Raw genomic sequence first — 21,593 nt, 5'->3', positions numbered from 1 at the left:
TCAACGGCCTCAAGCGGCTTTTCTATCCTGTAGATAGTGGTAAACCCTATGTCAAACTCGCGCGACACCAAGATAGACCTTGCCAACAGGTTGTTCTTTCGCCTCTACCAATGCGCAAACATGTTGCATAAAACAGGGACCCGTGCCGTCGAGGACGAAGGGCTGACGACGCAGCAGTGGGCCGTGCTGGGTGCCCTGTCGCGCGAGAAGTCGCAGGGCGGCATGAGCATTGGGGATCTGGCCCGCTACCTGATGGTGAGCAGGCAAAACCTCTCGGGCCTCATCAGCCGCATGGAGCGGGACGGGCACGTGGCCGTCGCCGCGAGCGGGCAGGACCGCCGCTCGCGCGTCGTCACGATGACGGAGTCGGGGCGGCACGTTTGGCAGGACCTGGCCCTGCCCAAGATCCACGGCTACTACGAGGCCATCCTGTCGGACTTCTCGGTCAACGACGTCACGCACACGCTGCACTACCTGCTCAAGATCCTCGAGAACATGCAGCGGCTCGATGCAGAGCGGCTCTCTGCGGAGGAAGGTGACGAAGCGCAAGCCGTTGCATAGGGCCTGCTGGCGACGCAAAGTTTGCGAGTGTTCGCGCAACAGCGGAGCACATCGCTGGCGCCGACAACGATGAGCGGTGCGCCTTCCATGGCGCAGAAGCGTCCGGTGAGGACGGGAATGTGGCGACCAGCGTCGTGTCCCTGCATCCGTAGCCTGGCCGATACGGCGCGATGCCTGGACCTAGACTCTTGCGGTCAGGCGCCACCAGTCTGAGAGGAGCGCATGTCCACTGCCGTACCCTGGGCGCTGTCCCACACCCAGATTGCCGTCGAGATCGTGGCAACGATTGCGTTTGCCTTGTCCGGCGTCATCGAAGGAGCACGCAAGCGCCTGGATGCCGTGGGCATCTGCGTCGTCGCTGGGCTGGCAGCCTTCGGCGGCGGCACCGTGCGCGACATCCTGCTGGACCGTCGCCCGCTGTTCTGGGTCCAACATGCCGAGTGGGTCTGGATCCTGCTTGCCCTGTGCGTCGGAGCAATGTTGTTCATGCGCGCCCGGCACCTGGATCCGACGGAGCGGGCTATGCAGTGGCCCGATGCGCTGGGGCTGGGCCTGTTCACTGCGGTGGGCACCCAGATCGCCATCGACGCGGCGATGCCGGCCGTCATCGCTGTGATCCTGGGCATGGTCACCGCGGTGTTCGGGGGCGTGCTGCGCGACATCGTCTGCAACGAGATACCCAGGGCCTTCAGCGACCACCGGCCGTATGCGATCTGCTCCTTCGCGGGCGGCTGGGTAATGGTGGGGGCCCACGCAGCAGGCTTCTCGCAATGGGGCTCGCTCCTGGCCGCGGCGAGCACGGCCACGGCATTGCGCGTTGCCGCGATCGGGCTGGACTGGCGCTTGCCGGCCTGGCAGGCGGGCCACGCGACGAACGATGCGGACTCCGATCCGCCCTCGCGTTGACAGCCCGCCACGTCAACCTTGCGTTGTTGCGCCTGCCACGGCCGGCGCCATCAAGTCGGCCGGCGACCCGGCGTCGGGATCAGACCCGGCGTGACAGCGACTGGCGGTAGGCGTTCAGGTCCGCGATCGGACGCAGCGCCACGCCGCTCTCGGCAGCCGCTTGCGCCACCGCGGGGGCGATGCGCAGGATCAGCCGCGTATCGAAGGGGGTCGGGATCAGGTAGTCGGGTCCGAAGGTCAGTGGCTGGCCGGCGTAGGCGGCCGCCACCTCGGGCGGAACCTCGGCCTTGGCCAGCGCGGCGATCTCGCGCACGCAAGCCAGCTTCATGGCCTCGGTGATCCTCGTGGCTCCGCAGTCCAGTGCACCGCGGAAGATGTAGGGGAAGCACAGGACGTTGTTGACCTGGTTGGGATAGTCCGAGCGACCGGTGGCGATGATGCAATCGGGCCGCGCGGCTCGGGCCAGCTCGGGGCGGATCTCGGGCTCGGGGTTGGCCAGCGCCAGGATCACCGGCCGATCTGCCATCGTCTTGACCATCTCGGCCGTCAGCACGCCGGCGGTGGAGCAGCCCAGGAACACGTCGGCACCGGCCACGACATCGGCCAGCGTGCGCGCGCTGCTGCGCTGGCAGTAGCGGTGCTTGCTCTCGTCGAGCCGGCCCGCGCGCACGTCGGCACGGTCGGCCTGGATCAGGCCCCTGGAGTCGACCGCGAACACATGTTCGCGCCGCAGGCCGAGGTCCACCAGCACGTCCAGGCAGGCAATGGCCGCCGCGCCGGCACCGGATGCCACCAGCCTGACCTGCCCGATCGGCTTGCCCACCAGTTCCAGCGCGTTGAGCAGCGCCGCCGCGGCGATGATGGCCGTGCCGTGCTGGTCGTCGTGGAAGACGGGAATCTGCATCCGGGCCTTCAGCGCCTTCTCGATGTAGAAGCACTCGGGCGCCTTGATGTCCTCGAGGTTGACGCCGCCCAGTGTCGGCTCCAACGCAGCGATGATGTCGACGAGCTTGTACGGGTCGCGCTCGGCCAACTCGATGTCGAACACGTCGATGCCGGCAAACTGCTTGAACAGGCAGCCCTTGCCCTCCATCACCGGCTTGGCGGCCAGCGGGCCGATGTCGCCCAGCCCGAGCACGGCCGTGCCGTTGGTGATCACGCCCACCAGGTTGCCGCGGCTGGTGTACTCGGCGGCCAGTGAGGGATCGGCCGCGATGTCCAGGCACGGGTAGGCGACGCCGGGCGAATAGGCCAGGCTCAACTCGCGCTGGTTGGACAGCGGCTTGGTCGGGGTCACGGCGATCTTGCCGCGCATGGGCGCGCGGTGGTACTCGCGCGCCGCGTCGCGCAGGGCCTGCTCGGCCGGGGACAGAGGAGTGGGGTCAGACATGGCAGGGTCTCCAGATTCAATGCAGGCCGAGCAGCTGACGAGCCTGCCGAGCGCTGGCGACGGGGCGGCCCTGCTCCTCACACAGCCGTGCCACCGCGCGCACCAGCGCCGCGTTGGAAGGAGCGAGCGTGTCCTTGTCCAAGCGCACGTTGTCTTCCATGCCTGTACGGCAGTGGCCGCCCAGCTCCAGCGACCAACGCGCCATCGTCATCTGGTCGCGGCCGATGCCCGCTCCAGTCCAGGTGGCGCCTGGGGCCACGCGCTGCAGGGTGCGGACATAGAACTCCAGCACCTCGCGGTCCACCGGCATCGCATTGCGGATGCCCATCACGAATTGCACATGCAGCGGACCCTGGATGAAGCCCCGCTGCTGCAGGTTCGCTGCCTGGAAGACCATCGACAGGTCGAAGGCCTCGATCTCGGGCTTGATGCCGTGCTCACGCATCTCGGTGGCCAGCCACTCCACCAGGTCGGGGCTGTTGTCGTAGACCCGGGTCGGGAAGTTCACCGAGCCGGTGGCCAGCGAGCCCATGTCGGGCTTCAGGCCCAGGTGCGCACCGCGCTCGCGGCCGGCACCGGAGCGACCGCCGGTCGAGAACTGGACGATCATGCCCGGGCAGTGCTTGCGGATCCCCTCCATGACCTGCGCGAAGCGCTCGGGAGACGACGTCGCGGTCCCGTCGTCGTTGCGCACATGCAGGTGCACCAGGGAAGCGCCGGCCTCGAAAGCCTCATGGGTCGATTCGATCTGCTCCTGGACGGTGATCGGCACCGCCGGGTTGTCGCGCTTCTGCGGCAGCGAGCCGGTGATCGCAACGGTGATGATGCAGGGAGAGGTCATGGCGAGTGTCTCTGGTGGGCACCGGGCATGGCGTTGCGCATTACCGGTGCGATCGTGAAGGGTCGCTCAGCGCTGCAGCGCGCTCAGCACGGCCAGGCTCATAGCCTTCACCGCAGTCTTGATCGAAGGCTCCGGCACCGGCGCAAAGAACGGCGAGTGGTTGCCAGCCAGCGGCTTGCCGCCGGGCTGGCGCGAGGCCGCCACGTCCTTCGGGTCGAGCACGCCCACCAGGAAGAACATCGACGGCACGCCCGCGGCGCCGAACTCCGCGAAGTCTTCGCTCGGCGTGATCGGCGGCATCCGTCGGACCTGGCTGCCGAAGGCCGCCTTCAACACGGTCTCGGTGCGCTCGACGAGGGCCGCGTCGTTGACCGTGGCATCGCCGCCCTGGGTGAAGCTCAGCTCAGGCTCGGGGGCGCCGGCCATCGTCGCCGTGGCCAGCGCGGTGCGTCGAAGGCCGTCGCGCAGCTTGCTGCGAACGGTGGCGTCATAGCTGCGCAGCGTGCCGCGCAACACCACGCTATCGGGAATGATGTTGCCGCTGCTGCCGCCCTGGATCGCGCCGACGCTAAGCACGCCAAACTGGAACGGGTCCTTCTCGCGGCTGACCACGCCCTGCACGTCGACGACAAAGCGCGACGCCATCAGCACCGGGTCAATAGCCTTGTCGGGCGCCGAGCCATGCGCCCCGCGGCCACGGAAGGTCGCCTCGAAGGCGTCGGCGTTGGAGGTGACCGGACCGACGTTGAAGCCGATCTCGCCGTAGGCCATCGGCCAGCTGTGCAGCGCAAAGGCAAAGTCGGGCTTGCCGAAGCGCTGAAACAGGCCGTCGGCCAGCATTGCCCGCGCGCCGCCCAGCAGTTCCTCGGCCGGCTGGGCAATGAACATCAGCGTGCCCTGCCACCGGTCCTTCAGAGCCGCCAGCGTGCGGGCCGTGCCGACCCAGCTCGCCATGTGCAGGTCGTGTCCGCAGCTGTGGGCCACGTAGGTCTGCCGACCCAGGTGGTCGACCTGCACCCGGCTGGCGTAGGACAGGCCGGTCTTCTCCTCCATCGGCAGTGCGTCAAGTTCGGTGCGAACCAGGATGGTCGGCCCGAGCCCGTTTCGCAGCAGGGCCACCACGCCGGTGCGGCCGACCTGCTCGGTGACCTCGAATCCGGCACTGCGCAACTCGCCCGCCAGGGCGCGGGCGGTGCGGACTTCCTGGAAGCCGAGCTCGGGATGGGCGTGCAGGTCCTGGTAGAGCCGTTCCACGCCGGCATAGTGCAGCGCCACCTGGGCGTCGATGTCGCGGCCCAGCCGGTCTGCCAGTCCCGAAGACTGCGACTGAACCGTGGTCGCCAGCAGGCAGGCGGCAGCGCCGGCGATGGCGCACTGGAAGAGTGTTGTCATGGGATGCCCCTGGCGCCCGCTCACTTGGAGGCACTGATGGCCACTGCGGGCGACCTGCCCACGGCCGTCCCGACGGCCACGCCCGCGCCGTGTGCCCGAGCGGACGCCGAGCGACCGTGCTGGATCATGGCCACAGCCACCGCGGCGATCACCGCGGGGATCGCGATGGCGATGAAGTTCTGCTGCAGCGGCAAGGCTATCGCCACCAGCGCGCCGATCACGATCGGGGCCAGGATGGCACCGCTGCGGCCCACGCCGGAGGCGAAGCCGATGCCTGTGGAGCGGATGGCCATCGGGTAGAACTGTCCGGCATAGGCATAGGTGACGATCTGCGTGCCGATCGTCGACGCACCGGCCAGGCCGACCACGAAGAACAGCGCCTCGGTGGGCATCGGCACGCCCAGCAGCGTGATCGACACCGCCGCCAGCACGTACATCGAGAACAGCACCCACTTGATGTTGAAGCGGTCGGCCAGCCAGCCACCGCCGATCGCGCCGATCATGGCGCCGAAGTTCAGCGTCAGCACGAAGGTCAGTGCCGAGCCGAGGCTGTAGCCGGCGCCGGCCATCAGCTTGGTCAGCCAGGAGCTGAGTGCATAGACCATGAACAGGCACATGAAGAACGCGATCCAGAACATCGCCGTGCTGAAGCCGCGGCCGTCCTGGAACAGCTGGCTCACCGGTGCGTCAGCGGCCTTGTCGACAGCGGGCAGCGCAAAGCGGTCCTCGGAGGTCGGCTTGAAGGCCGGGTCGAGCCTGGCGACGATGGCCTTGAGCTCGTCATGCCGCCCCTGCTTCAGCAGGAAGGGCATCGATTCGGGCAGCGACCTGAGGATGAACGGGATCAGCACTACCGGCGCGGCCGCAGCGAGGAACACCGACTGCCAGCCATGGCTCTCGATCAGACCCTTGCCCAGCACCGCTGCCAGCATGCCACCCACCGCATAGCCGCTGAACATCAAGGTGACCATGGTCGAGCGCACCTTGCGTGGCGAGTATTCGGTCATCTGCGCCACCACGTTGGGCATGACGCCGCCGATGCCGAGGCCCGCCAGGAAGCGGGTGACGCTGAACGTCACCGGGTCGTTCGTCATGCCGGCCGCGGCGGTGAAGATGCTGAACAGCGCGATGCAGATGGCGATGGCCCAACGCCGGCCGATGCGGTCGGCGATGGTGCCCATGAAGATGGCACCGAACATCATGCCGAACAACGCCGAACTGACCATGAAGCCCGCCTGCGTGGCATCGACACCCATCTGCTTCATGATCGACGGCAGCGCGATGCCGGCCACGGCCAGGTCATAGCCGTCGAAGATGATGATCAGCGCGCACCAGAACAGCACCAGGCCGTGGAAGCGGTTGAAGCGCGCCTCGTCGGCGATCTTGTGAACGTCAATGTGTCTCATGGAAGTCTCCTGAACAATGTGTTGTGTTTGGGAAAAGGTCGGGCCGTTCAGCCCTGGTCGCCGCCGCCGACTGGCAGCGTGACGCCGGTGATGTAGCTGGCCTCGTCGGAGGCGAGGAAGAGGATCGCGCCGACCTGCTCGTCGATGGTTCCGTAGCGCTTCATCAGGCTGGACTGCACCGTCTGGTCGACGATCTGCTGGTACCAGGCCTTCTCCTGCTCGCTGGGCTGCTCGGTGTTGCGCGGGATGCGCCGTGGTGGCGCCTCGGTGCCGCCTGGGGCGGTGGCGTTGACGCGAACGCCGCGCTCGGCGTTCTCGAACGCCAGGCAGGCTGTGAGTGCGTTGACGCCTCCCTTGGCCGCGCCATAAGGGACGCGGTTCACGCCCCGGGTGGCGATGGACGAGACGTTGACGATGGCGCCACCACCTTGTGCCAGCATGATGGGCAGGGCCGCATGGCAGCACCACAGCGTGGGGAACAGCGAGCGGCGCACCTCGGCTTCGATCTCGTGCTCGCGGTAGTGCTCGAAGGGCTTGGCCCAGATCGTGCCGCCGACGTTGTTCACGAGAATGTCCAGCCGGCCGAACCGGTCGGCGGCGGCCGCCATCACGCGCTCGGCATCGGCATGGCGCTCCAGGTCGGCGGTCAGCGTCTGCAGCCGATCGGCGGCGCCTGGCAGGCTGCGCAGCTCATGGACCAGATCGGAGCGGTCCACCGCGGCCACGCGCCCGCCTTCTTCAAGCATGCGCTCGACCACGCGTCGGCCGATGCCTTGTGCGGCGCCGGTGACGACGGCGACCTTGTCTTTGAAACGGGGATTCATGGCTGGTTCCTCAGGCGCTGGCGGCGAACTTCTCGTGGTGGAAGCTGGCCGGCTTGACGCCGCATTCGCGGATGAACTGGCTGACCGCCTCCACCATCGGTGGCGGGCCGCACAGGTAGACGTCCACGTCGCCGTCGTTCAGGTGCGCTGGCGTGATGTGGTGGGTGACGTAGCCCTTGTTCGGGTACGCGCTGTCGGGGCTGGCCACGCAGGCGGCGTAGCTGAAATTCGGAATGCGTTCGGCGTACTCGGCCAGCCGGTCCATCTCCACCAGGTCTGCGTCGTGCGTGACACCGTAGATCAGGTGCAGCGGGTGCGCGCTGCCCTCGGTGGCGATCTTCTCCAGCATCGCCGTGAAGGGCGCCAGGCCGGTGCCGCCGGCCAGCAGCAGCAGCGGGCGCTGGATGCCGCGCAGGTAGAAGGTGCCCAGCGGGCCGGTCAGCGTCATGCGGTCACCGGGTTTCGCGGCGCCGGTGAGGTAGCCACTCATCAGGCCGCCCGGCACGTTGCGGATCAGGAACGACACGGTGCCGTCCTTCACCAGCGAACTGAACGAGTAGGCCCGCGTCTGGTCGGTGCCCGGCACCTGCAGGTTCACGTACTGACCCGGCAGGAAGGCCAGCTTGTCGAGCGACGCGTCCTTCAGCGTCAAGGAAAGTGTGCTGGGTGAAAGCTGGCGCACCTCGCTGATGGCGGCAGTCACCGCCGCCTGCGGGGTGCGGCACACCGACGAGGATGCCGGCACCTGCACCACGCAGTTGCCCTTGGCGCGCATCTGGCACGTCAGCACGTAGCCGCGGGCGGCCTCGTCAACGCTCAGCGCGTCCTCGATGTACTCGCCCATCTCGAAAGGGCCGGATTCGGCCAGGCACTTGCAGGTGCCACAGGCACCGTCGCGGCAGTCGAGCGGAATGTTCACGCCTTGGCGGTAGGCGGCATCGGCCACCGTCTCGGTCGGGTTGGCCTCGATGAAGCGGGTGACACCGTCCTCGAAGCGAAAGGCAATCTGGTGGGGCATGGCTTGTCTCCTCGGCGTGGCCGGCGCCTGCTCTTGCAGGTCACCGGCGTCGGCAGGCTCAGATGTGATAGACGTCCAGCACGTGGTGGATGTAGTCGTTCTTCAGCACCACGTGCTTGCGCCGGACGAGCGGCTGGCCGCTGCTCAGGTCCAGCGTGTAGTGGCTGGTGCCGAAGTAGCTGTCCACCGTCTGGTAGCGGTAGCTCAGGGTGTGCCAGTTGAAGCGCAGTTCGACCTGCTCGCCCTTCGTCGACACGATCTCGACGTTGTGGATGTTGTGGCCCGTGCGCGGCTCGGGCATGCTTGCGGCCGAGCGCTCGGTCTTGATGCGGAACACCCGGTCTTCCAGCCCGCCCTTGTTCGCGTAGTAGATCAACGAGATCTCGCGCTGCGGGTCGGTGGTCAGCTGGTCATCGTCGTCCCACGACGGCATCCAGAAATCCACCTGCGGGTGGTAGCAGGCCAGCCACTCATCCCACTGGCGGTCGTCCAGCAGGCGGGCCTCGCGGTACAGGAAGGCCTGCACTTGTTCGATCGTCATCATGGTGGCGTCTCCTTCAGGCGTGGTCACAGGCGTGGCTGTGGGCGCACACCGGGTGCTCGACTCCGGCGGCCTGGCGGGCTTCCTCGCTGGCGACGGCGCGCTGCATCGTCTCCAGCCAGTAGCGGTGCTGCACGGTGTAGAGGCCCTCGTCTTCGGTCTTCACGCCCGACAGCGTCGGGTTCAAGCCGATCTCCTGGGCGGCGGCGTCGGGGCCGGGCACCCACTGCGTGGCGCCGCGGCACATGTCGTTCCATTCCAGCGCGATGCCGGCGTAGCCCTGCTGGCAGGCGCGAAACTCCTCCAGGTCGTCGGGCGTGGCCATGCCGGTGGCATTGAAGAAGTCCTCGTACTGGCGGATGCGCCGGGCACGCGCCTCGGCCGCCTCGCCCTTGGGCGCAATGCAGTAGATGGTGACTTCGGTCTTGTCGACACTGATCGGCCGCAGCACGCGGATCTGCGAGCTGAACTGGTCCATCAGGTAGACGTTCGGGTACAGGCACAGGTTGCGCGAGTGGCCGATCATCCAGTCGGCCCGGGCCTGGCCGAACTGCGCCGCGAGCTGTTCGCGGATCGGGTAGGCCGGCCGGTCTTCCGGGTTGGCCCACTTCGTCCACAGCAGCATGTGGCCGTGCTCGAAGGAGTAGAAGCCGCCGCCCTGCTTGGCCCAGCTGCCGGCGTCCATTGCCTTGATGCTGTCGCCCGCCGCGGCCTGCTTGCGCTGGTTGGTGGTGGCCGCGTAGTTCCAGTGCACCGAGCTGACGTGGTAGCCGTCGGCGCCGTTCTCGGCCTGCAGCTTCCAGTTGCCGTCGAAGGTGTAGGTGGACGAGCCGCGCAACACCTCCAGCCCCTCGGGCGACTGGTCCACGATCATGTCGATGATCTTGGTCGACTCGCCCAGGAATTCGGTCAGCGGCAGCACATCGGGGTTCAGGCTGCCGAACAGGAAGCCGCGGTAGCTCTCGAAGCGGGCGACCTTCTTCAGGTCGTGGCTGCCGTCCTTGTTGAAGGTGTCGGGGTAGCCGGCGCCGTTGGCGTCCTTTACCTTGAGCAGCTTGCCGGAGTTGTTGAAGGTCCAGCCGTGGAAGGTGCAGGTAAAGCTGGTCTTGTTGCCCTTCTTGTGGCGGCACAGCGTGGCGCCGCGGTGTGAGCAGGCATTGATGATGGCGTTGAGCTCGCCCGCCTTGTTGCGGGTGATGACGATGGGCTGGCGGCCGATCTGGGTCGTCAGGTAGTCGTTGGCGTTCGGGATCTGGCTCTCGTGGGCCAGGTAGATCCAGTTGCCTTCGAAGATGTGCTTCATCTCCAGGTCGAACAAGGCCTCGTCGGTGAAGGCGCTGCGATGCAGCCGGTAGAGGTGCCGGTCGGCGTCCTCCACCAGCATGCCGGCCAGGCGCTGCTTGACGCCTTCGAGGGATGCGGAAGTGCTCATGCTTGTCTCCATGCCCGGTCGTGCGGGCTGATTCGGGGTAAGGCTTCGCCCGACCCGGGCACGAACGCATGCCGGGGGGAGAACGTGCCTGTGGGGGACCGGCGCCGCGCTGGGCGGCGCCGAGGTCAGGGCGTGACGCCGTCCAGGAGCCCTGGCGCCTGGGGCCTCAGTGCATCACGCCGCAGCGCGGGGACGGGCGAAGTCCGTGGCCGGCGCGCTGGCCTGTTCGGCGTGCAGCGTGAAGTCGAACTGGATCTCGTAGAACGGCTTGTCGACGTTCATGGCCTGCATCGCGGCACGGTCGTTGTTGGTGTAGACCTTGGGCACCAGGCCTTCACGCGTGCCGAAAGCGAAGTCGTCCCACAGGTGCGGGTCGTTCTCGATGTTGATCTGCGTGGTCAGCTTGCGGTGGCCGGGGGCCGACACGAAGAAGTGGATGTGCGCCGGGCGATGGCCGTGGCGGCCGAGTTGCTGCAGCAGGCGGTCGGTGGAGCCGCCCGGAGGGCAGCTGTAGCCCACCGGCATCACGCTGCGGAACTTGTAGCGGCCCTGCGCATCGGTGACGATGGTGCGGCGCAGGTTGAAGGCGCTCTGGGTCGGGTCGAAGTACGAGTAGTTGCCCTTGTCATTGGCATGCCACACCTCGACCTGGGCGTTGGCGACGGGCTGGCCGTCGATGCCGCGCACCACGCCCTGCATCACCACCGCCTCGCCGGCGGTCTGGCCGTCGTCCAGGCGCGCTTCGCCTTGCGCCACCGGGGCGCCCGCCACGTACAGCGGGCCTTCGATGGTGCGCGGCGTGCCGCCCTTCAGGCCGGCACGGGCTTCGGCCTCGTCCATGCGCAGGTCCAGGAAGTGCTCCAGGCCGATGCCCGGCGCGATCAGGCCCAGCTCGCCGTTGCGGCCGGCTTCGGCGAAGTAGTTCAGGCCGGACCAGAACTCCTCGGGCGTGATGTCCAGGTCCTCGATGGCGATCATCAGGTCGCGCACCAGGCGGTTAGCGACAAGCTTGACGCGGGCGTTGCCTTCGCCGACGACGCCGGTCTTCTCGAAGCGGTCCAGCAACTGGTCGATGGTCTTGGTGTCCATGGGGTGTCTCCTCTGGGGGGGTGTAGGTCAGGGTTGGGCCGTTGGGGCGCTGGCCGTGCGCTTGGAATGGAACGGATGGTAGGAATCCGTTTGCCTCAAGTCCAAGACGCTTTTAGACTGTTTCGATACCCAAAAGGCATGCAATGGAATTGCGTCACCTGCGCTACTTCGTGGCGGTTGCCGACGAGCAGAGCTTCACCCGCGCGGCGGAGCGGCTGCACGTCTCGCAGCCGCCGCTGAGCCGGCAGATCCAGGACCTGGAAGAGGAGCTGGGCACGCCGCTGTTCGAGCGCGGTTCGAGGCCGCTGAAGCTGACCGAGCCCGGCCGCTTCTTCTACAGCCACGCCACGCGGCTGCTGGAACAGGCGGCGCAGGCCACGCGCGCGACGCGGCGCGTGGCGCGCATGGAGCGCCGGCTGGTGATCGGCTTTGTGGCGTCGACGATGTACGGCGCCTTGCCGCGCCTGGTGCGCTTGTTCCGCGCGGCCCTACCTCAGGTCGAGATTGCCCTGGACGAGATGGGGACGCTGGATCAGATCGAGGCTCTGAAGAGCGGACGCATCGACGTCGGGTTCGGACGCATACGGCTCGACGACGCGAGCATCAAGCGCGAGGTGCTGCGCGAGGAACGCCTGGTGGCGGCGATACCTTTGGAGCATGCTCTCGCAATCCCGGGCAAACCTTTGCTTTTGGCTGCGCTCGAGAGTCAAGACATTCTGATTTACCCGAGAAAGCCGCGGCCCAGCTACGCCGATCAGGTCTTGTCGCTGTTCCGTGACCAAGGGCTGCAACCCGCAGCCGTGCACGAGGTGCAGGAAATCCAGACCGCGCTGGGGCTGGTGGCCGCGGGCATGGGCATCTGCGTGGTGCCCGAAGGCGTGAGCCGACTGCGTCCCGACGAAGTGGTCTACCGAGCGCTCAGCGACCCGCAGGCGGTGTCACCGATCATCATGAGCACGCGCCTGCACGACAAGAACGAAGACATCACAACGCTGCGCGTGCTCATCGATCGCATCTACCAGGAACAGGCCGAGGCACGCCAGCGCGCCGAAGCAGCGCGCGCGGCGGCAGTGGACAAGCCGGTCTAGCGACCGGGTGACGACGTGGACGGCCGTGTCGGCGCCGGCGCTGCGGTTGCACTCGGTCGCTGCCAGCCAAGAACGGCATACGCGCAGCCGCCGATCACCACGCCCCAGAACGCAGCGCCCAGGCCCCACAGGCTCATGCCGCAGGCGGTGACGAGAAAGGTGACCATCGCCGCTTCACGGTGCTCGGGGTCGCTGGCGGCGCTCTGCACGTTGGCCGTGATCGCACCGATCAGCGCCAGCCCGGCCAGCACGGCCACGAAAGGCGCGGGCAGCACTGTGAAGACGCCGATGATGGTGCCCGCCAGGCAGCCCCCGACCAGGTAGAACAAGCCGTTGGCGATGCCTGCCACGTAGCGTCGGTCTGGGTCTTCGTGCGCGTCTTGCCCCGTGCACAAGGCCGCGGTGATGGCTGCCAGCACGGTGGTGATGCCGCCAAACGGCGCCGTGCAGAGAGACGCCACACCTGTGGCCACCAGCACCGGCCGGGCCGGCGTGGTGTAGCCCGCGCCACGCAGGATGGCCATGCCGGGCAGGAACTGTCCGGCCAGGCTGACCACGGCCAGCGGAACAGCCAGGCTCAGCGTCGAGGCCCAGCTCCACGTGGGCGCGGTGAACACGGGTCTGGTGACCTCCAGGCGCAGGCTGCTCCAGTCGACACCTCCCACGGCTGCGGCCAGGGCCAGGCCCAGGGCCAGCACCACCAGCAGGTGGTAGCGCGGCCAGAAGCGGCGCGCTACCAGGTAGCCGGCCACCATGCACAGCGCTGGCAGCGGCATCGCCTCCACCGCCTTGAAGGCCCGGGCCCCGAACTGGAACAGAATGCCGGCCATCATCCCAGCACAGATCCCTCGGGGAATCCGCCGCATCAACCCATCGAAGCTGCCGCTGAGGCCGACGATCAGGATCAAGGCCGCAGCGGTGATGTACGCCCCCACGGCCTCCTGCAGCGACAACGCCGGAAACAGCGTGATCAGCAACGCCGTGCCCGGTGCCGACCAGGCGGTGATGACAGGGACCTTGAACCACCAGCTCAATGCGATGCCGGAGACGGCTGCGCCCATCGAGATGGCCCAGACCCAGGAGGCCATCAGCTCCGGCCCGGCGCCTGCCGCACGGGCGGCCTGGAAGAAGATCAGCAGCGGGCCGGCGTAGGAGATCAGCACGGCCAGGAAGCCGGCCGTGATGGCAGAAACGGACCAGTCGCGTCGGAGCATGGTGTCGAGCGGAAGGTGTGAAACGGGAGCGCCCGCACGACGCCGGCGTGCAGGGCGGCAGGCGCGGGCCGCGCTCAGGCGGGCAAGGCCTGCTGCAGCCAGTCGTCGACCGCGCTGCTGAAGGCCAGCGGCTGCTCCAGCACGCTCAGGTGCGAGGCCTCGGGCAGTACCACCAGGCGCGCACCCGGGATGCCTTGCGCAATGACACGAGCCATCTCGGGCGGCGTGCCCTGGTCCATCGCGCCCGCGATCACCAGCACCTGCACCGCGATGCCGGGCAGCCGGGCCGTGGTATCAACCCCGGCGATCGCCTGGCAACAGGCGATGTAGCCCGCTGCATCGCAACCCAGCACACGGGCGCGCCAATGCGCAATGGTCTGCGGTTGCCGGGCGTGGAAGCCGGCATGGAACCAGCGTAGCAGCGCGCCGTCGACGATGGCTTCCAGCCCGCCCTGTGCGATGCCGGCGATGCGTTGCGACCAGCCGGCCTGCGCTTCCGCCGGATAGCCCGACGTGGTGTTGGCCAGCACCAAAGCCCGCACGTGGTCCGGATGGCGCAGTGCCAGTTCCTGGCCGATCATGCCGCCCATCGACAGGCCGACCCAGACCACCGGTCCCAGAGCCAGCTCTTCGATCAACCACGCCGCGTCGTCAGCCAGTTCGGCCATGGTGTACGGCCCGGCCGGTGCCTCGCTGCCGCCGTGGCCCCGCTGGTCGTAGCGCACCACCCGGCCGTGTTCAGCCAGATGGTGGGCCAATGCGTCCCACATCGTCAGGTCGCAACCCAGTGCGTGTGCCAGCACGAAGGTGTGGTGCGCTGGGCCGCCCTCACGTGAGCGCTCACGCGGGCCCTGGACGTCGTAGCGCAGGCGCGGTGCGCTGGTCGTGAGTCCGGTCACAGCGTTCATGTCCTTCCCCTTCACACCCGCTCCAGCACCACGGCGATGCCCTGCCCGACGCCGATGCACATCGTGCACAGCGCATAACGCCCGCTGGTCGTGTGCAGCCGGTTGACGGCCGTCGTCGCCAGGCGCGCGCCCGAGGCGCCCAGCGGGTGGCCCAGCGCGATGGCGCCGCCCCAGGCGTTCACACGCACGTCGTCGTCAGCCAGGCCCAGCTGGCGCAGCACGGCCAGGCCCTGCGCCGCGAAGGCTTCGTTGAGTTCGATGACGTCGATCTGGTCCAGCGTCAATCCCGTCAGCGCCAGCACCTTCTGCGTCGCCGGCGCCGGGCCGATGCCCATCACGCGCGGCGCCACGCCGGCCGTGGCCATGCCGACTACGCGGGCCCGGGGCGTGAGGCCGTGTCTCGATGTGGTGGCTTCGTCGGCCAACACCAGCGCGCAGGCGCCGTCGTTGACGCCGCTGGCGTTGCCCGCCGTCACCGTGCCGTCGGGGCGCACCACGCCTCTGAGCTTCGCGAGCGCCTCCAGACTGGTGGCACGCGGGTGTTCGTCGGTGTCAACGACGAGCGCGTCGCCCTTTTTCTGCGCCACGCTCACCGGCGTGATCTCTCGCGCCAGGTGGCCGGCCTGCTGCGCCGCCACCGCACGCAGCTGACTGGCCAGCGCCATGCGGTCTTGCGCCTCGCGCTCGATGCCGTACGCCGCGGCAACGTTCTCGGCCGTCTCGGGCATGCTGTCGACACCGTACTGCGCCTTCATCAGCCGGTTGACGAAGCGCCAGCCAATGGTGGTGTCGTGGATGGCATTGGCGCGGCTGTAGGCGCTCTCGGCCTTGGGCATCACGAAGGGGGAGCGGCTCATGCTCTCGACTCCGCCGGCCACCATCAGCCTGGCCTCGCCGGCGCGGATGGCGCGCGCGGCGGTGCCCACCGCGTCCAGGCCCGAACCGCACAGCCGGTTGATGGTCCCGCCCGGCACTTCGAGCGGCAGCCCGGCCAGCAGCAGCGACATGCGCGCGACGTTGCGGTTGTCCTCGCCGGCCTGGTTGGCGCAGCCGTAGAGCACGTCGTCCACGGCCGCCCAGTCGACCCCCGGGTTGCGCGCCATCAGCGCGCGCAGCGGGATGGCGCCGAGGTCGTCGGCACGGACAGAAGCCAGCGCACCTCCGTAGCGGCCGAAGGGTGTGCGGATGGCGTCGCAGATGTAGGCGTGTGTCATGGGAGTCTTTTCGGTGCGTCAGGGGTGGATGGGCAGCCCGAGCAGGTGTTCGAGTTCGTCGTGGCTCAGTCCCTCGACCTTGTCGATGAGCTGCAGGCCCTGCGGCGTGCAGGCCAGCGTGGCCAGGTCGCCGTAGATGCGCTTGACGCAGGCCAGGCCGGTCAGCGGATAGGTGCAGGTGCGCAGCACCTTGCTGGCGCCCTCGCGGGTCAGCAGGTCCATCATGACCCAGGTCTGCTTGGCACCGATGGCCAGGTCCATCGCGCCGCCCACGGCCGGGATGCTGCCGGGCTCACCGGTGCTCCAGTTGGCCAGGTCACCGGTGGCTGAGACCTGAAAGGCGCCGAGCACGCAAATGTCGAGGTGGCCGCCGCGCATCATTCCGAAGCTGTCGGCGTGGTGGAAGTAGGCGCCGCCGGGGCGTAACGTCACGGGCTGCTTGCCCGCATTGATGAGGTCGTAGTCCTCGTCACCCAGGGCGGGCGCGGGGCCCATGCCGAGGATGCCGTTTTCGCTGTGCAGCACGACCTCGATGCCGGACGGGATGTGGTTGGCCACCGTCGTCGGCATGCCGATGCCCAGGTTGACGCAGGCACCGTCGAAGATGTCCTGCGCCACGCGCCGCGCCAGTCCGTCCTTGGTCCGGCGTTGGTAGTTCTTGCTCATGCTGCCACCTTGAAGCCGCCGGCCTGTGTGGCCACTCGATCGATGCACACGACGTGGCTGACGTGGATGCCCGGCGTGACGATGTGCTCGGGGTCGAGCGTGCCGAGTTCCACCACCTCGTGCACCGTGGCCACGGTGCGCTTCGCGGCGGTGGCCATCACAGGGCCGAAGTTGCGCGCGGCCTTGCGGTAGACCAGGTTGCCCCAGCGGTCGCCGCGCTCGGCCTTGACCAGCGCCAGGTCGCCGTGGATCGGAAACTCCAACACATACGGCCGGCCGTTGATGACGCGCGTTTCCTTTGCGCTGCCATCGGCGTTCCTTGCCAGTTCAGTGCCGTAGCCGGTGGGCGTGAAGAAGGCGCCGATGCCAGCCCCTGCGGCGCGCAGGCGCTCGGCCAGGTTGCCCTGCGGCACCAGTTCCAGCTCGATCCTGCCGCTACGGTAGAGCGCGTCGAAGACATGCGAATCGGCCTGACGCGGGAAGCTGCAGACGATCTTGCGCACGCGGCCGGCGGCCAGCAGCGCGGCCAGGCCGCTGTCGCCGTTGCCTGCGTTGTTGTTGACCACCGTGAGTTCGCGTGCGCCCTGCTCGATGAGGCCGTCGATCAGTTCGTTCGGGATGCCGGCGGTACCGAAGCCGCCAATCAGCACCGTGGCGCCGTCGGCCGTGCCGGCCAGCGCCTCGGCGACGGAGGCTGCGATCTTGTCTATCACGGGGTTCTCGCTTTCAAAAGTTGTTGCGTGCCGCTGGCGCGCTTCAGTCCATCTTGATGCCGCGTTCGGCAATCAACTTTGTCCAACGTGCCGATTCGCTGGCCAGGTGGGCGGCCAGCGCCTCGGGCGTGGAGCCCACGGGTTCCACGCCGATGGCATCGAGCCGGGTGACGACGTCTGGCTGCTTCATAGCGTCCATCAGCGCAGCGTTCAGCTTGTCGATGACGGGCCGCGGCGTGCCCGCGGGCGCGAAGACGGCAAACCAGGGCGAAACGTCGTAGCCCGGCACGCCGGCCTCGGCCAGCGTCGGCACGTCGGGCAGCGCGCGTGAGCGCTTCGCGGTGGTCACCGCCAGCGCTCGCAGCTTGCCCGAGACGACGTGCGGCTTGGCCGAGGTGACGCTGTCGAACATGCTGTCGACCTGGCCGCCCAGCAGGTCGGCCACTGCCGGGCCGCTGCCCTTGTAGGGCACGTGCAGCAGGTCGGTCTGGGTCATCGACGTGAAGACCTCGCCGGCGAGGTGGATCGAGGTGCCGTTGCCGGCCGACGCGTAGGTCACCTTGCCGGGCGACTGACGCGCGCCGGCGATCACGTCCTGCACCGAGCGCGCCTTCGACTGCGCGGCGTTGACGACCAGCACGTTGGGCACCACGGCGAGCAGGCTGACCGGGGCGAAGTCCTTCACCGGGTCGTAGGGCAGCTTGCCGTAGAGCGGAAGGTTGGTGGCCATGCCGATCGAGGTGATCATGATCGTGTAGCCGTCGGCCGGCGACTTGGCCACCGAGGAGGCACCGATGTTGCCGCCGGCGCCCGGCCGGTTCTCGATGACGAAGGTCTGGCCGAGGGCCTTGCCGACCCTTTCGCCCAGGATGCGTGCGATGGCGTCCATCGCGCCGCCGGGCGGAAAGGGCACCACCCAGCGCACCGGCTTGTTCGGCCAGTCGGTGGGTTGGGCCTGGGCGGGCGCCAGGGTCGCGGCCAGCAGGCCCAGGCCGGCGGCGATGCGGGTGCAGAAGTGGCGCTTGTTCATCTTGTCTCCGTCTCGTATTCGGCAGGGCGCGCCGCTCAGGCGAGGGCCGAGGGGTGCTGCGCCAACGGCGTGACGTGCAGCTTCATGTATGGGAAGAGCGGCAGCTTCGACAGCAGGGTGTGCAGCTCATCGTTGGACGCGACGTCGAAGACGCTGTAGTTGGCGTACTCGCCGACCACGCGCCACAGGTAGCGCCAGCGGCCGTCGCGCTGCAGGTCCAGCGCATAGGCCTTTTCGCGGGCCTTGATTTCATCGGCCTGTGCGTTGGGCAGGTCGTGCGGGATATGGACGTCCATGCGGACCAGGAACAACATGGTTGGGGCTCCCTCAGGATGGGTGTTCAAGCCGTGGCGGCGAGGCGGCCGAGATCGATATGCGTGGCGTTCAGGCCGCCACGCGCGCGGTCGAAGCGCGACAGCTGCGCGAGGTCGACCTCGACGCCGTAGCCCGGACCGTCGGGCAGCTGCAATTCGAAGTCGCGGATCTCCATGCGGCTGCCGACGACATCGTCCACCAGCAACTGCGGGCCGAAGAGTTCGCAGCCGTGGTGCTGCGGGCCCAGCGTGCTGAAGGCGTGCGCGGCGGCGGCGCTGCCGATCGAAGTCTCAAGCATGGTGCCGCCATACCAGCCGATGTCGGCGGCCTCGGCCACGGCGGCCACCTGCAGCGTGCGCAGCAGGCCGCCGTGCTTGGCCACCTTCAGCGAGAACACTTGAGCGGCCTGGGCCTTCGCCAGGCGCATCGCGTCTTGCGGCGTGCACACGGTCTCGTCGGCCATGATGGCCGCGCGGTCGCCAAGCGTGGCCGTCAGCGTGGTCAACGCCTCGACGTTCCACTTCGCCACCGGCTGCTCGATCAGTGTCACGCCCGCGTCGATCAGGGGCGGCAGCCAGCGGCGGGCGGTGGCGCCGTCCCAGGCCTGGTTGACATCCACCGTCAGCGTGGCGTGGCCGTCCAGCGCGCGGGCGATCTGTGCCACGTGGGCCACGTCCTGCGCCGGCTCGCGGGCGCCGATCTTGAGCTTGAAGATGCGGTGACGGCGCTGCTCCAGGCGAAGCTGCGCTTCGTCGATGTCGCGCGCCACGTCGCCGCTGGCCAGCGTCCAGGCCAGCGGCAGGCTGGTGTGGCGGCGGCCGCCCAGAAGCTGCCAGGCCGGGACGCCCAGCGTGCGCGCCACGGCGTCGATCAGCGCCATCTCCACTGCGCTCTTGGCGAAGGCGTTTCCTCGGCAGGCCAGGTCCATGCGCGCCAGCGCGGCACCGAACTGGCCGCCGGGCTGACCCAGCAGCGCTGGTGCCAGATGGCCTTCGATCGCGTGCAGGATGCTTTCGGGCGACTCCTCGTTCCACGATGGTCCGCCGATGGTGGCGGCCTCCCCGAAGCCACAGGCGCCATCGGCCAGCCAAAGCTGGACGATGACCGGGCTCTGGCGGCTGATGGCGCCGAAGGCCAGCTTGTGCGGCCGGATCGTTGGGATGTCGAGGATGCGCGCCTCGATGCGCTCGATGGGCCAGCTTCCCGGCGTGGGGAGGAACCTTGGGTGGTGTTGCATGCCGCCACGTTAAGGCGCCTTCGTCGCCAGTTCAAATGACATATTTCCAATGAACCGTTCGATGCGGGCGAACGGTACGCGCTACGATGCGGCGATGGAACTCCGCCAGTTGCGCTACTTCCTCGACATCGCCGAGACTGAACACCTCACGCAGTCGGCACAGAACCTGTTCGTCACGCAGAGCACGCTTTCGCACGGCCTGCGCCAGTTGGAAGAGGAGTTGCAGGTTCAGCTTTTCGAGCGGCTGGGGCGGGGCCTGAGGCTGTCGCATGCCGGCGTCGAGTTCCGCAGTTACGCCACGCGCGCGCTAAAAGAGATCGAGGCTGGTCGCATGGCACTGTCTGAGCTCTCTGGCCTGCAGTCGGGTCGGCTCACGATGGGCGCGATCCCGACCTTCCTGAACACCGTCGTGCCGGTGACGGTGGGTGCCTTCAGCCGTGCCTACCCGGGCGTCGCAATCGAGGTGCGCGAACTGCGCGCCGGGCCCATCGAGGAGCAACTGCGCAGCGGGGAGCTCGACCTGGGCATCGCGTTCCACCCGACGACACACGCTGAGATCGAGACCGAAGCGCTGTTCGACGAACGCATGCTGTTGGTGGTAGCGCCAACGAACCCGCTCGCCAAACGGCGCACGCTGGCGCTTGGGGCGCTTGCGGGTGTGCCGCTGGCGCTGCTGCCACGCAGCTTTGCCACACGGCGACTGATCGACGCCAGCCTGCAGGAAGCTGGTGTTGAGGCCACGGTTCGCATCGAGATGGCATCGGTGGAGTCTCTCCTTGTGGTGTGCCGCCACGGCGACGTGGCCAGCATCGTGCCCGAGCGCGCCGCTCGGCTGGCACCCGATCTGCGCGCTATCGCGCTGACCGCGCCTGAAGTGGTGCGGCACGCGGGCATCCTCTGGCGGCGCGGTGCTTCGCGCAGCGCGGCGGCACGCGAGTTCGCATCGAGGCTGCGCGAGGCGCTAGACCGATGAGGCGGGCTGATCAACCGCCGCGCGATGGCTTATCTCGGTCAGCAAAGCTATTAAGGCCTTCGAGACGCGCCGCCGGTCCTTGGACGTCGGCTTTGAGGGACGAGTATCTTGCCAAGCGGATGACTGGAAGTGGCCGGCACCGCCAGTTCGCGGACCTCGCCGACACCTGACCTTGGCCAGCCCTGGCTGGTGAATCGGAAGTCAGCTTCCTGGCGCGGCCTCGAACTCACAGTGACGGCCACATGCAGTCGGACACGTTCGTGCCGGGAAGCTGCCGTTCAACGGCCTGCTGATCTCTGCGGCAAAGCTGCAAGCGGGCTCAATCAGTCAAACATTTCCGGACAGCGACGTCACTGGATGTCGCGCCTGGTCAGCCGTGTGCCAACGCTCAGTGAGCCCCGCGGACGTGGCGTTTCGAAGCAGTCGCCGGCTTTGCTCCCGCGTGATCGATTCCTTGAAGAATGCCGCAATCGGCGGCGGCGTGTGGCACGGGACAAGCCGCCCGAAGCGCGCGCAGTTCCTTTTCCAGGGCGCGCAGGGCCTGGATCCGTTCGGCGACATGGCCGATGTGCTCGTCGAGCAGGCTGTTCACTTCGCCGCAGTCGGCCAGCGGCTGGTCCTTAAAGCGCAGCAGCACCCGCACCTCGTCGAGCGTCATGTCCAGGCTGCGGCACTGGCGGATGAATGCCAGCCGCTCTGCATGCTGCGGCGTGTAGATGCGGTAGTTGCCCTCCGTGCGCGCGGCCATGGGCAGCAGGCCCTCGCGCTCGTAGAAGCGGATCGTCTCGATGGGCGTTCCGCTGGCCTGGGCCAGTTCGCCGATTCGCATGGTTCC

Annotated in this window: 21 protein-coding genes and 1 pseudogene; 4 read left to right on the top strand and 18 right to left on the bottom strand. The window is 68.1% G+C overall.

Going from position 1 to position 21,593, the window contains the following annotated elements; all coding sequences use genetic code 11:
• The first annotated feature begins 36 nt into the window (after positions 1 to 36).
• Positions 37 to 561 carry a MarR family winged helix-turn-helix transcriptional regulator gene (locus EOINJALH_RS21370; RefSeq protein ID WP_404872785.1) on the top strand — a complete coding sequence of 175 codons (525 nt, stop codon included), beginning with the start codon at positions 37 to 39 and terminating at the stop codon, positions 559 to 561.
• 222 nt (positions 562 to 783) lie between these two features.
• The gene (locus EOINJALH_RS21365) at positions 784 to 1,467 is read left to right on the top strand and encodes a trimeric intracellular cation channel family protein (RefSeq protein WP_088283887.1); all 684 of its coding nucleotides are present in this window, start codon (positions 784 to 786) and stop codon (positions 1,465 to 1,467) included.
• Between the two features lie 82 nt (positions 1,468 to 1,549).
• On the opposite strand, the pseudogene EOINJALH_RS21360 reads toward EOINJALH_RS21365, so the two are convergent.
• From EOINJALH_RS21360 to catA, 9 genes and pseudogenes are all read right to left on the bottom strand, one after another.
• A pseudogene (locus EOINJALH_RS21360) lies at positions 1,550 to 2,857 on the bottom strand (malic enzyme-like NAD(P)-binding protein); the annotation flags it as partial.
• 16 nt (positions 2,858 to 2,873) lie between these two features.
• Positions 2,874 to 3,698 (bottom strand): 3-keto-5-aminohexanoate cleavage protein, encoded by an 825-nt coding sequence (locus EOINJALH_RS21355; protein ID WP_088283884.1) that lies wholly within the window; start codon positions 3,696 to 3,698, stop codon positions 2,874 to 2,876.
• A gap of 66 nt (positions 3,699 to 3,764) precedes the next feature.
• Complete coding sequence (locus tag EOINJALH_RS21350; protein WP_088283881.1) at positions 3,765 to 5,090, bottom strand: amidohydrolase; 1,326 nt, start codon at positions 5,088 to 5,090, stop codon at positions 3,765 to 3,767.
• A gap of 20 nt (positions 5,091 to 5,110) precedes the next feature.
• Positions 5,111 to 6,496, bottom strand: coding sequence for an MFS transporter (locus tag EOINJALH_RS21345; protein ID WP_088283878.1), 1,386 nt, complete (start codon positions 6,494 to 6,496; stop codon positions 5,111 to 5,113).
• A 47-nt stretch (positions 6,497 to 6,543) separates the two neighbouring features.
• Positions 6,544 to 7,320 carry a 1,6-dihydroxycyclohexa-2,4-diene-1-carboxylate dehydrogenase gene (locus EOINJALH_RS21340; RefSeq protein WP_088283875.1) on the bottom strand — a complete coding sequence of 259 codons (777 nt, stop codon included), beginning with the start codon at positions 7,318 to 7,320 and terminating at the stop codon, positions 6,544 to 6,546.
• Positions 7,321 to 7,330: 10 nt separating this feature from the next.
• A complete protein-coding gene (benC, locus tag EOINJALH_RS21335) occupies positions 7,331 to 8,338 on the bottom strand; it encodes a benzoate 1,2-dioxygenase electron transfer component BenC (protein WP_088283872.1) in 1,008 nt (335 codons plus the stop codon).
• Positions 8,339 to 8,396: 58 nt separating this feature from the next.
• Positions 8,397 to 8,882, bottom strand: a complete 486-nt coding sequence (gene benB / locus EOINJALH_RS21330) for a benzoate 1,2-dioxygenase small subunit (protein WP_088284125.1) — start codon at positions 8,880 to 8,882, stop codon at positions 8,397 to 8,399.
• 13 nt (positions 8,883 to 8,895) lie between these two features.
• Complete coding sequence (gene benA / locus EOINJALH_RS21325) at positions 8,896 to 10,311, bottom strand: benzoate 1,2-dioxygenase large subunit (RefSeq protein ID WP_088283870.1); 1,416 nt, start codon at positions 10,309 to 10,311, stop codon at positions 8,896 to 8,898.
• Positions 10,312 to 10,485: 174 nt separating this feature from the next.
• Positions 10,486 to 11,400 carry a catechol 1,2-dioxygenase gene (catA, locus tag EOINJALH_RS21320; protein WP_088283866.1) on the bottom strand — a complete coding sequence of 305 codons (915 nt, stop codon included), beginning with the start codon at positions 11,398 to 11,400 and terminating at the stop codon, positions 10,486 to 10,488.
• 143 nt (positions 11,401 to 11,543) lie between these two features.
• On the opposite strand from catA, the gene EOINJALH_RS21315 reads away from it, so the two are divergent.
• On the top strand, positions 11,544 to 12,488 hold the full coding sequence (locus EOINJALH_RS21315; protein ID WP_088283863.1) for a LysR family transcriptional regulator: 945 nt from the start codon (positions 11,544 to 11,546) through the stop codon (positions 12,486 to 12,488).
• Here EOINJALH_RS21315 and EOINJALH_RS21310 read toward each other — a convergent pair.
• The 8 genes from EOINJALH_RS21310 to EOINJALH_RS21275 form a co-directional block, all read right to left on the bottom strand.
• Positions 12,485 to 13,702: a benzoate/H(+) symporter BenE family transporter gene (locus tag EOINJALH_RS21310; protein WP_088283859.1), complete on the bottom strand. Its 1,218-nt coding sequence runs from the start codon at positions 13,700 to 13,702 to the stop codon at positions 12,485 to 12,487. The two genes, EOINJALH_RS21315 and EOINJALH_RS21310, sit on opposite strands and share 4 nt — an antisense overlap.
• A 74-nt stretch (positions 13,703 to 13,776) precedes the next feature.
• Entirely contained in the window at positions 13,777 to 14,610 is an 834-nt protein-coding gene (locus tag EOINJALH_RS21305; RefSeq protein ID WP_088283856.1) for an alpha/beta fold hydrolase, read from the bottom strand.
• 11 nt (positions 14,611 to 14,621) lie between these two features.
• Entirely contained in the window at positions 14,622 to 15,824 is a 1,203-nt protein-coding gene (pcaF, locus tag EOINJALH_RS21300; protein WP_088283854.1) for a 3-oxoadipyl-CoA thiolase, read from the bottom strand.
• 18 nt (positions 15,825 to 15,842) lie between these two features.
• Positions 15,843 to 16,490, bottom strand: a complete 648-nt coding sequence (locus tag EOINJALH_RS21295) for a 3-oxoacid CoA-transferase subunit B (protein WP_088283851.1) — start codon at positions 16,488 to 16,490, stop codon at positions 15,843 to 15,845.
• Positions 16,487 to 17,203, bottom strand: a complete 717-nt coding sequence (locus EOINJALH_RS21290) for a 3-oxoacid CoA-transferase subunit A (RefSeq protein ID WP_088283848.1) — start codon at positions 17,201 to 17,203, stop codon at positions 16,487 to 16,489. Before EOINJALH_RS21290 ends, EOINJALH_RS21295 begins: the two co-directional genes overlap by 4 nt.
• 43 nt (positions 17,204 to 17,246) lie before the next feature.
• Positions 17,247 to 18,233, bottom strand: coding sequence for a tripartite tricarboxylate transporter substrate binding protein (locus tag EOINJALH_RS21285; protein ID WP_088283846.1), 987 nt, complete (start codon positions 18,231 to 18,233; stop codon positions 17,247 to 17,249).
• Positions 18,234 to 18,268: 35 nt separating this feature from the next.
• Positions 18,269 to 18,547: a muconolactone Delta-isomerase gene (gene catC / locus EOINJALH_RS21280; RefSeq protein ID WP_088283843.1), complete on the bottom strand. Its 279-nt coding sequence runs from the start codon at positions 18,545 to 18,547 to the stop codon at positions 18,269 to 18,271.
• A 26-nt stretch (positions 18,548 to 18,573) separates the two neighbouring features.
• Positions 18,574 to 19,785 carry a muconate cycloisomerase family protein gene (locus EOINJALH_RS21275; RefSeq protein WP_088283841.1) on the bottom strand — a complete coding sequence of 404 codons (1,212 nt, stop codon included), beginning with the start codon at positions 19,783 to 19,785 and terminating at the stop codon, positions 18,574 to 18,576.
• 94 nt (positions 19,786 to 19,879) lie between these two features.
• Between EOINJALH_RS21275 and EOINJALH_RS21270 the strand changes: the two genes are divergently transcribed.
• A complete protein-coding gene (locus tag EOINJALH_RS21270) occupies positions 19,880 to 20,758 on the top strand; it encodes a LysR substrate-binding domain-containing protein (protein ID WP_088284123.1) in 879 nt (292 codons plus the stop codon).
• A gap of 388 nt (positions 20,759 to 21,146) precedes the next feature.
• Here EOINJALH_RS21270 and cadR read toward each other — a convergent pair whose 3' ends face one another.
• The gene (gene cadR, locus EOINJALH_RS21265) at positions 21,147 to 21,587 is read right to left on the bottom strand and encodes a Cd(II)/Pb(II)-responsive transcriptional regulator (RefSeq protein ID WP_088283838.1); all 441 of its coding nucleotides are present in this window, start codon (positions 21,585 to 21,587) and stop codon (positions 21,147 to 21,149) included.
• Between the last annotated feature and the right edge of the window lie 6 nt (positions 21,588 to 21,593).

Origin of the sequence: Ideonella sp. A 288 (genome assembly GCF_002198735.1) — a bacterium.
In the GTDB taxonomy this organism is placed as follows: Bacteria; Pseudomonadota; Gammaproteobacteria; order Burkholderiales; family Burkholderiaceae_C; genus Pseudaquabacterium.
The sequence above is the reverse complement of the archived record's forward strand: the minus strand, read 5'-3'. Positions and strand labels throughout refer to the sequence as shown.

Bases quoted from the DNA above. Each gene is read 5' to 3' on its own strand.
- EOINJALH_RS21365 (WP_088283887.1), top strand. From the start codon at position 784: ATGTCCACTGCCGTACCCTGGGCGCTGTCCCACACCCAGATTGCCGTC.
- EOINJALH_RS21355 (WP_088283884.1), bottom strand. From the start codon at position 3,698: ATGACCTCTCCCTGCATCATCACCGTTGCGATCACCGGCTCGCTGCCG.
- EOINJALH_RS21350 (WP_088283881.1), bottom strand. From the start codon at position 5,090: ATGACAACACTCTTCCAGTGCGCCATCGCCGGCGCTGCCGCCTGCCTG.
- EOINJALH_RS21345 (WP_088283878.1), bottom strand. From the start codon at position 6,496: ATGAGACACATTGACGTTCACAAGATCGCCGACGAGGCGCGCTTCAAC.
- EOINJALH_RS21340 (WP_088283875.1), bottom strand. From the start codon at position 7,320: ATGAATCCCCGTTTCAAAGACAAGGTCGCCGTCGTCACCGGCGCCGCA.
- benC (WP_088283872.1), bottom strand. From the start codon at position 8,338: ATGCCCCACCAGATTGCCTTTCGCTTCGAGGACGGTGTCACCCGCTTC.
- benB (WP_088284125.1), bottom strand. From the start codon at position 8,882: ATGATGACGATCGAACAAGTGCAGGCCTTCCTGTACCGCGAGGCCCGC.
- benA (WP_088283870.1), bottom strand. From the start codon at position 10,311: ATGAGCACTTCCGCATCCCTCGAAGGCGTCAAGCAGCGCCTGGCCGGC.
- catA (WP_088283866.1), bottom strand. From the start codon at position 11,400: ATGGACACCAAGACCATCGACCAGTTGCTGGACCGCTTCGAGAAGACC.
- EOINJALH_RS21315 (WP_088283863.1), top strand. From the start codon at position 11,544: ATGGAATTGCGTCACCTGCGCTACTTCGTGGCGGTTGCCGACGAGCAG.
- EOINJALH_RS21310 (WP_088283859.1), bottom strand. From the start codon at position 13,702: ATGCTCCGACGCGACTGGTCCGTTTCTGCCATCACGGCCGGCTTCCTG.
- EOINJALH_RS21305 (WP_088283856.1), bottom strand. From the start codon at position 14,610: ATGAACGCTGTGACCGGACTCACGACCAGCGCACCGCGCCTGCGCTAC.
- pcaF (WP_088283854.1), bottom strand. From the start codon at position 15,824: ATGACACACGCCTACATCTGCGACGCCATCCGCACACCCTTCGGCCGC.
- EOINJALH_RS21295 (WP_088283851.1), bottom strand. From the start codon at position 16,490: ATGAGCAAGAACTACCAACGCCGGACCAAGGACGGACTGGCGCGGCGC.
- EOINJALH_RS21285 (WP_088283846.1), bottom strand. From the start codon at position 18,233: ATGAACAAGCGCCACTTCTGCACCCGCATCGCCGCCGGCCTGGGCCTG.
- catC (WP_088283843.1), bottom strand. From the start codon at position 18,547: ATGTTGTTCCTGGTCCGCATGGACGTCCATATCCCGCACGACCTGCCC.
- EOINJALH_RS21275 (WP_088283841.1), bottom strand. From the start codon at position 19,785: ATGCAACACCACCCAAGGTTCCTCCCCACGCCGGGAAGCTGGCCCATC.
- EOINJALH_RS21270 (WP_088284123.1), top strand. From the start codon at position 19,880: ATGGAACTCCGCCAGTTGCGCTACTTCCTCGACATCGCCGAGACTGAA.
- cadR (WP_088283838.1), bottom strand. From the start codon at position 21,587: ATGCGAATCGGCGAACTGGCCCAGGCCAGCGGAACGCCCATCGAGACG.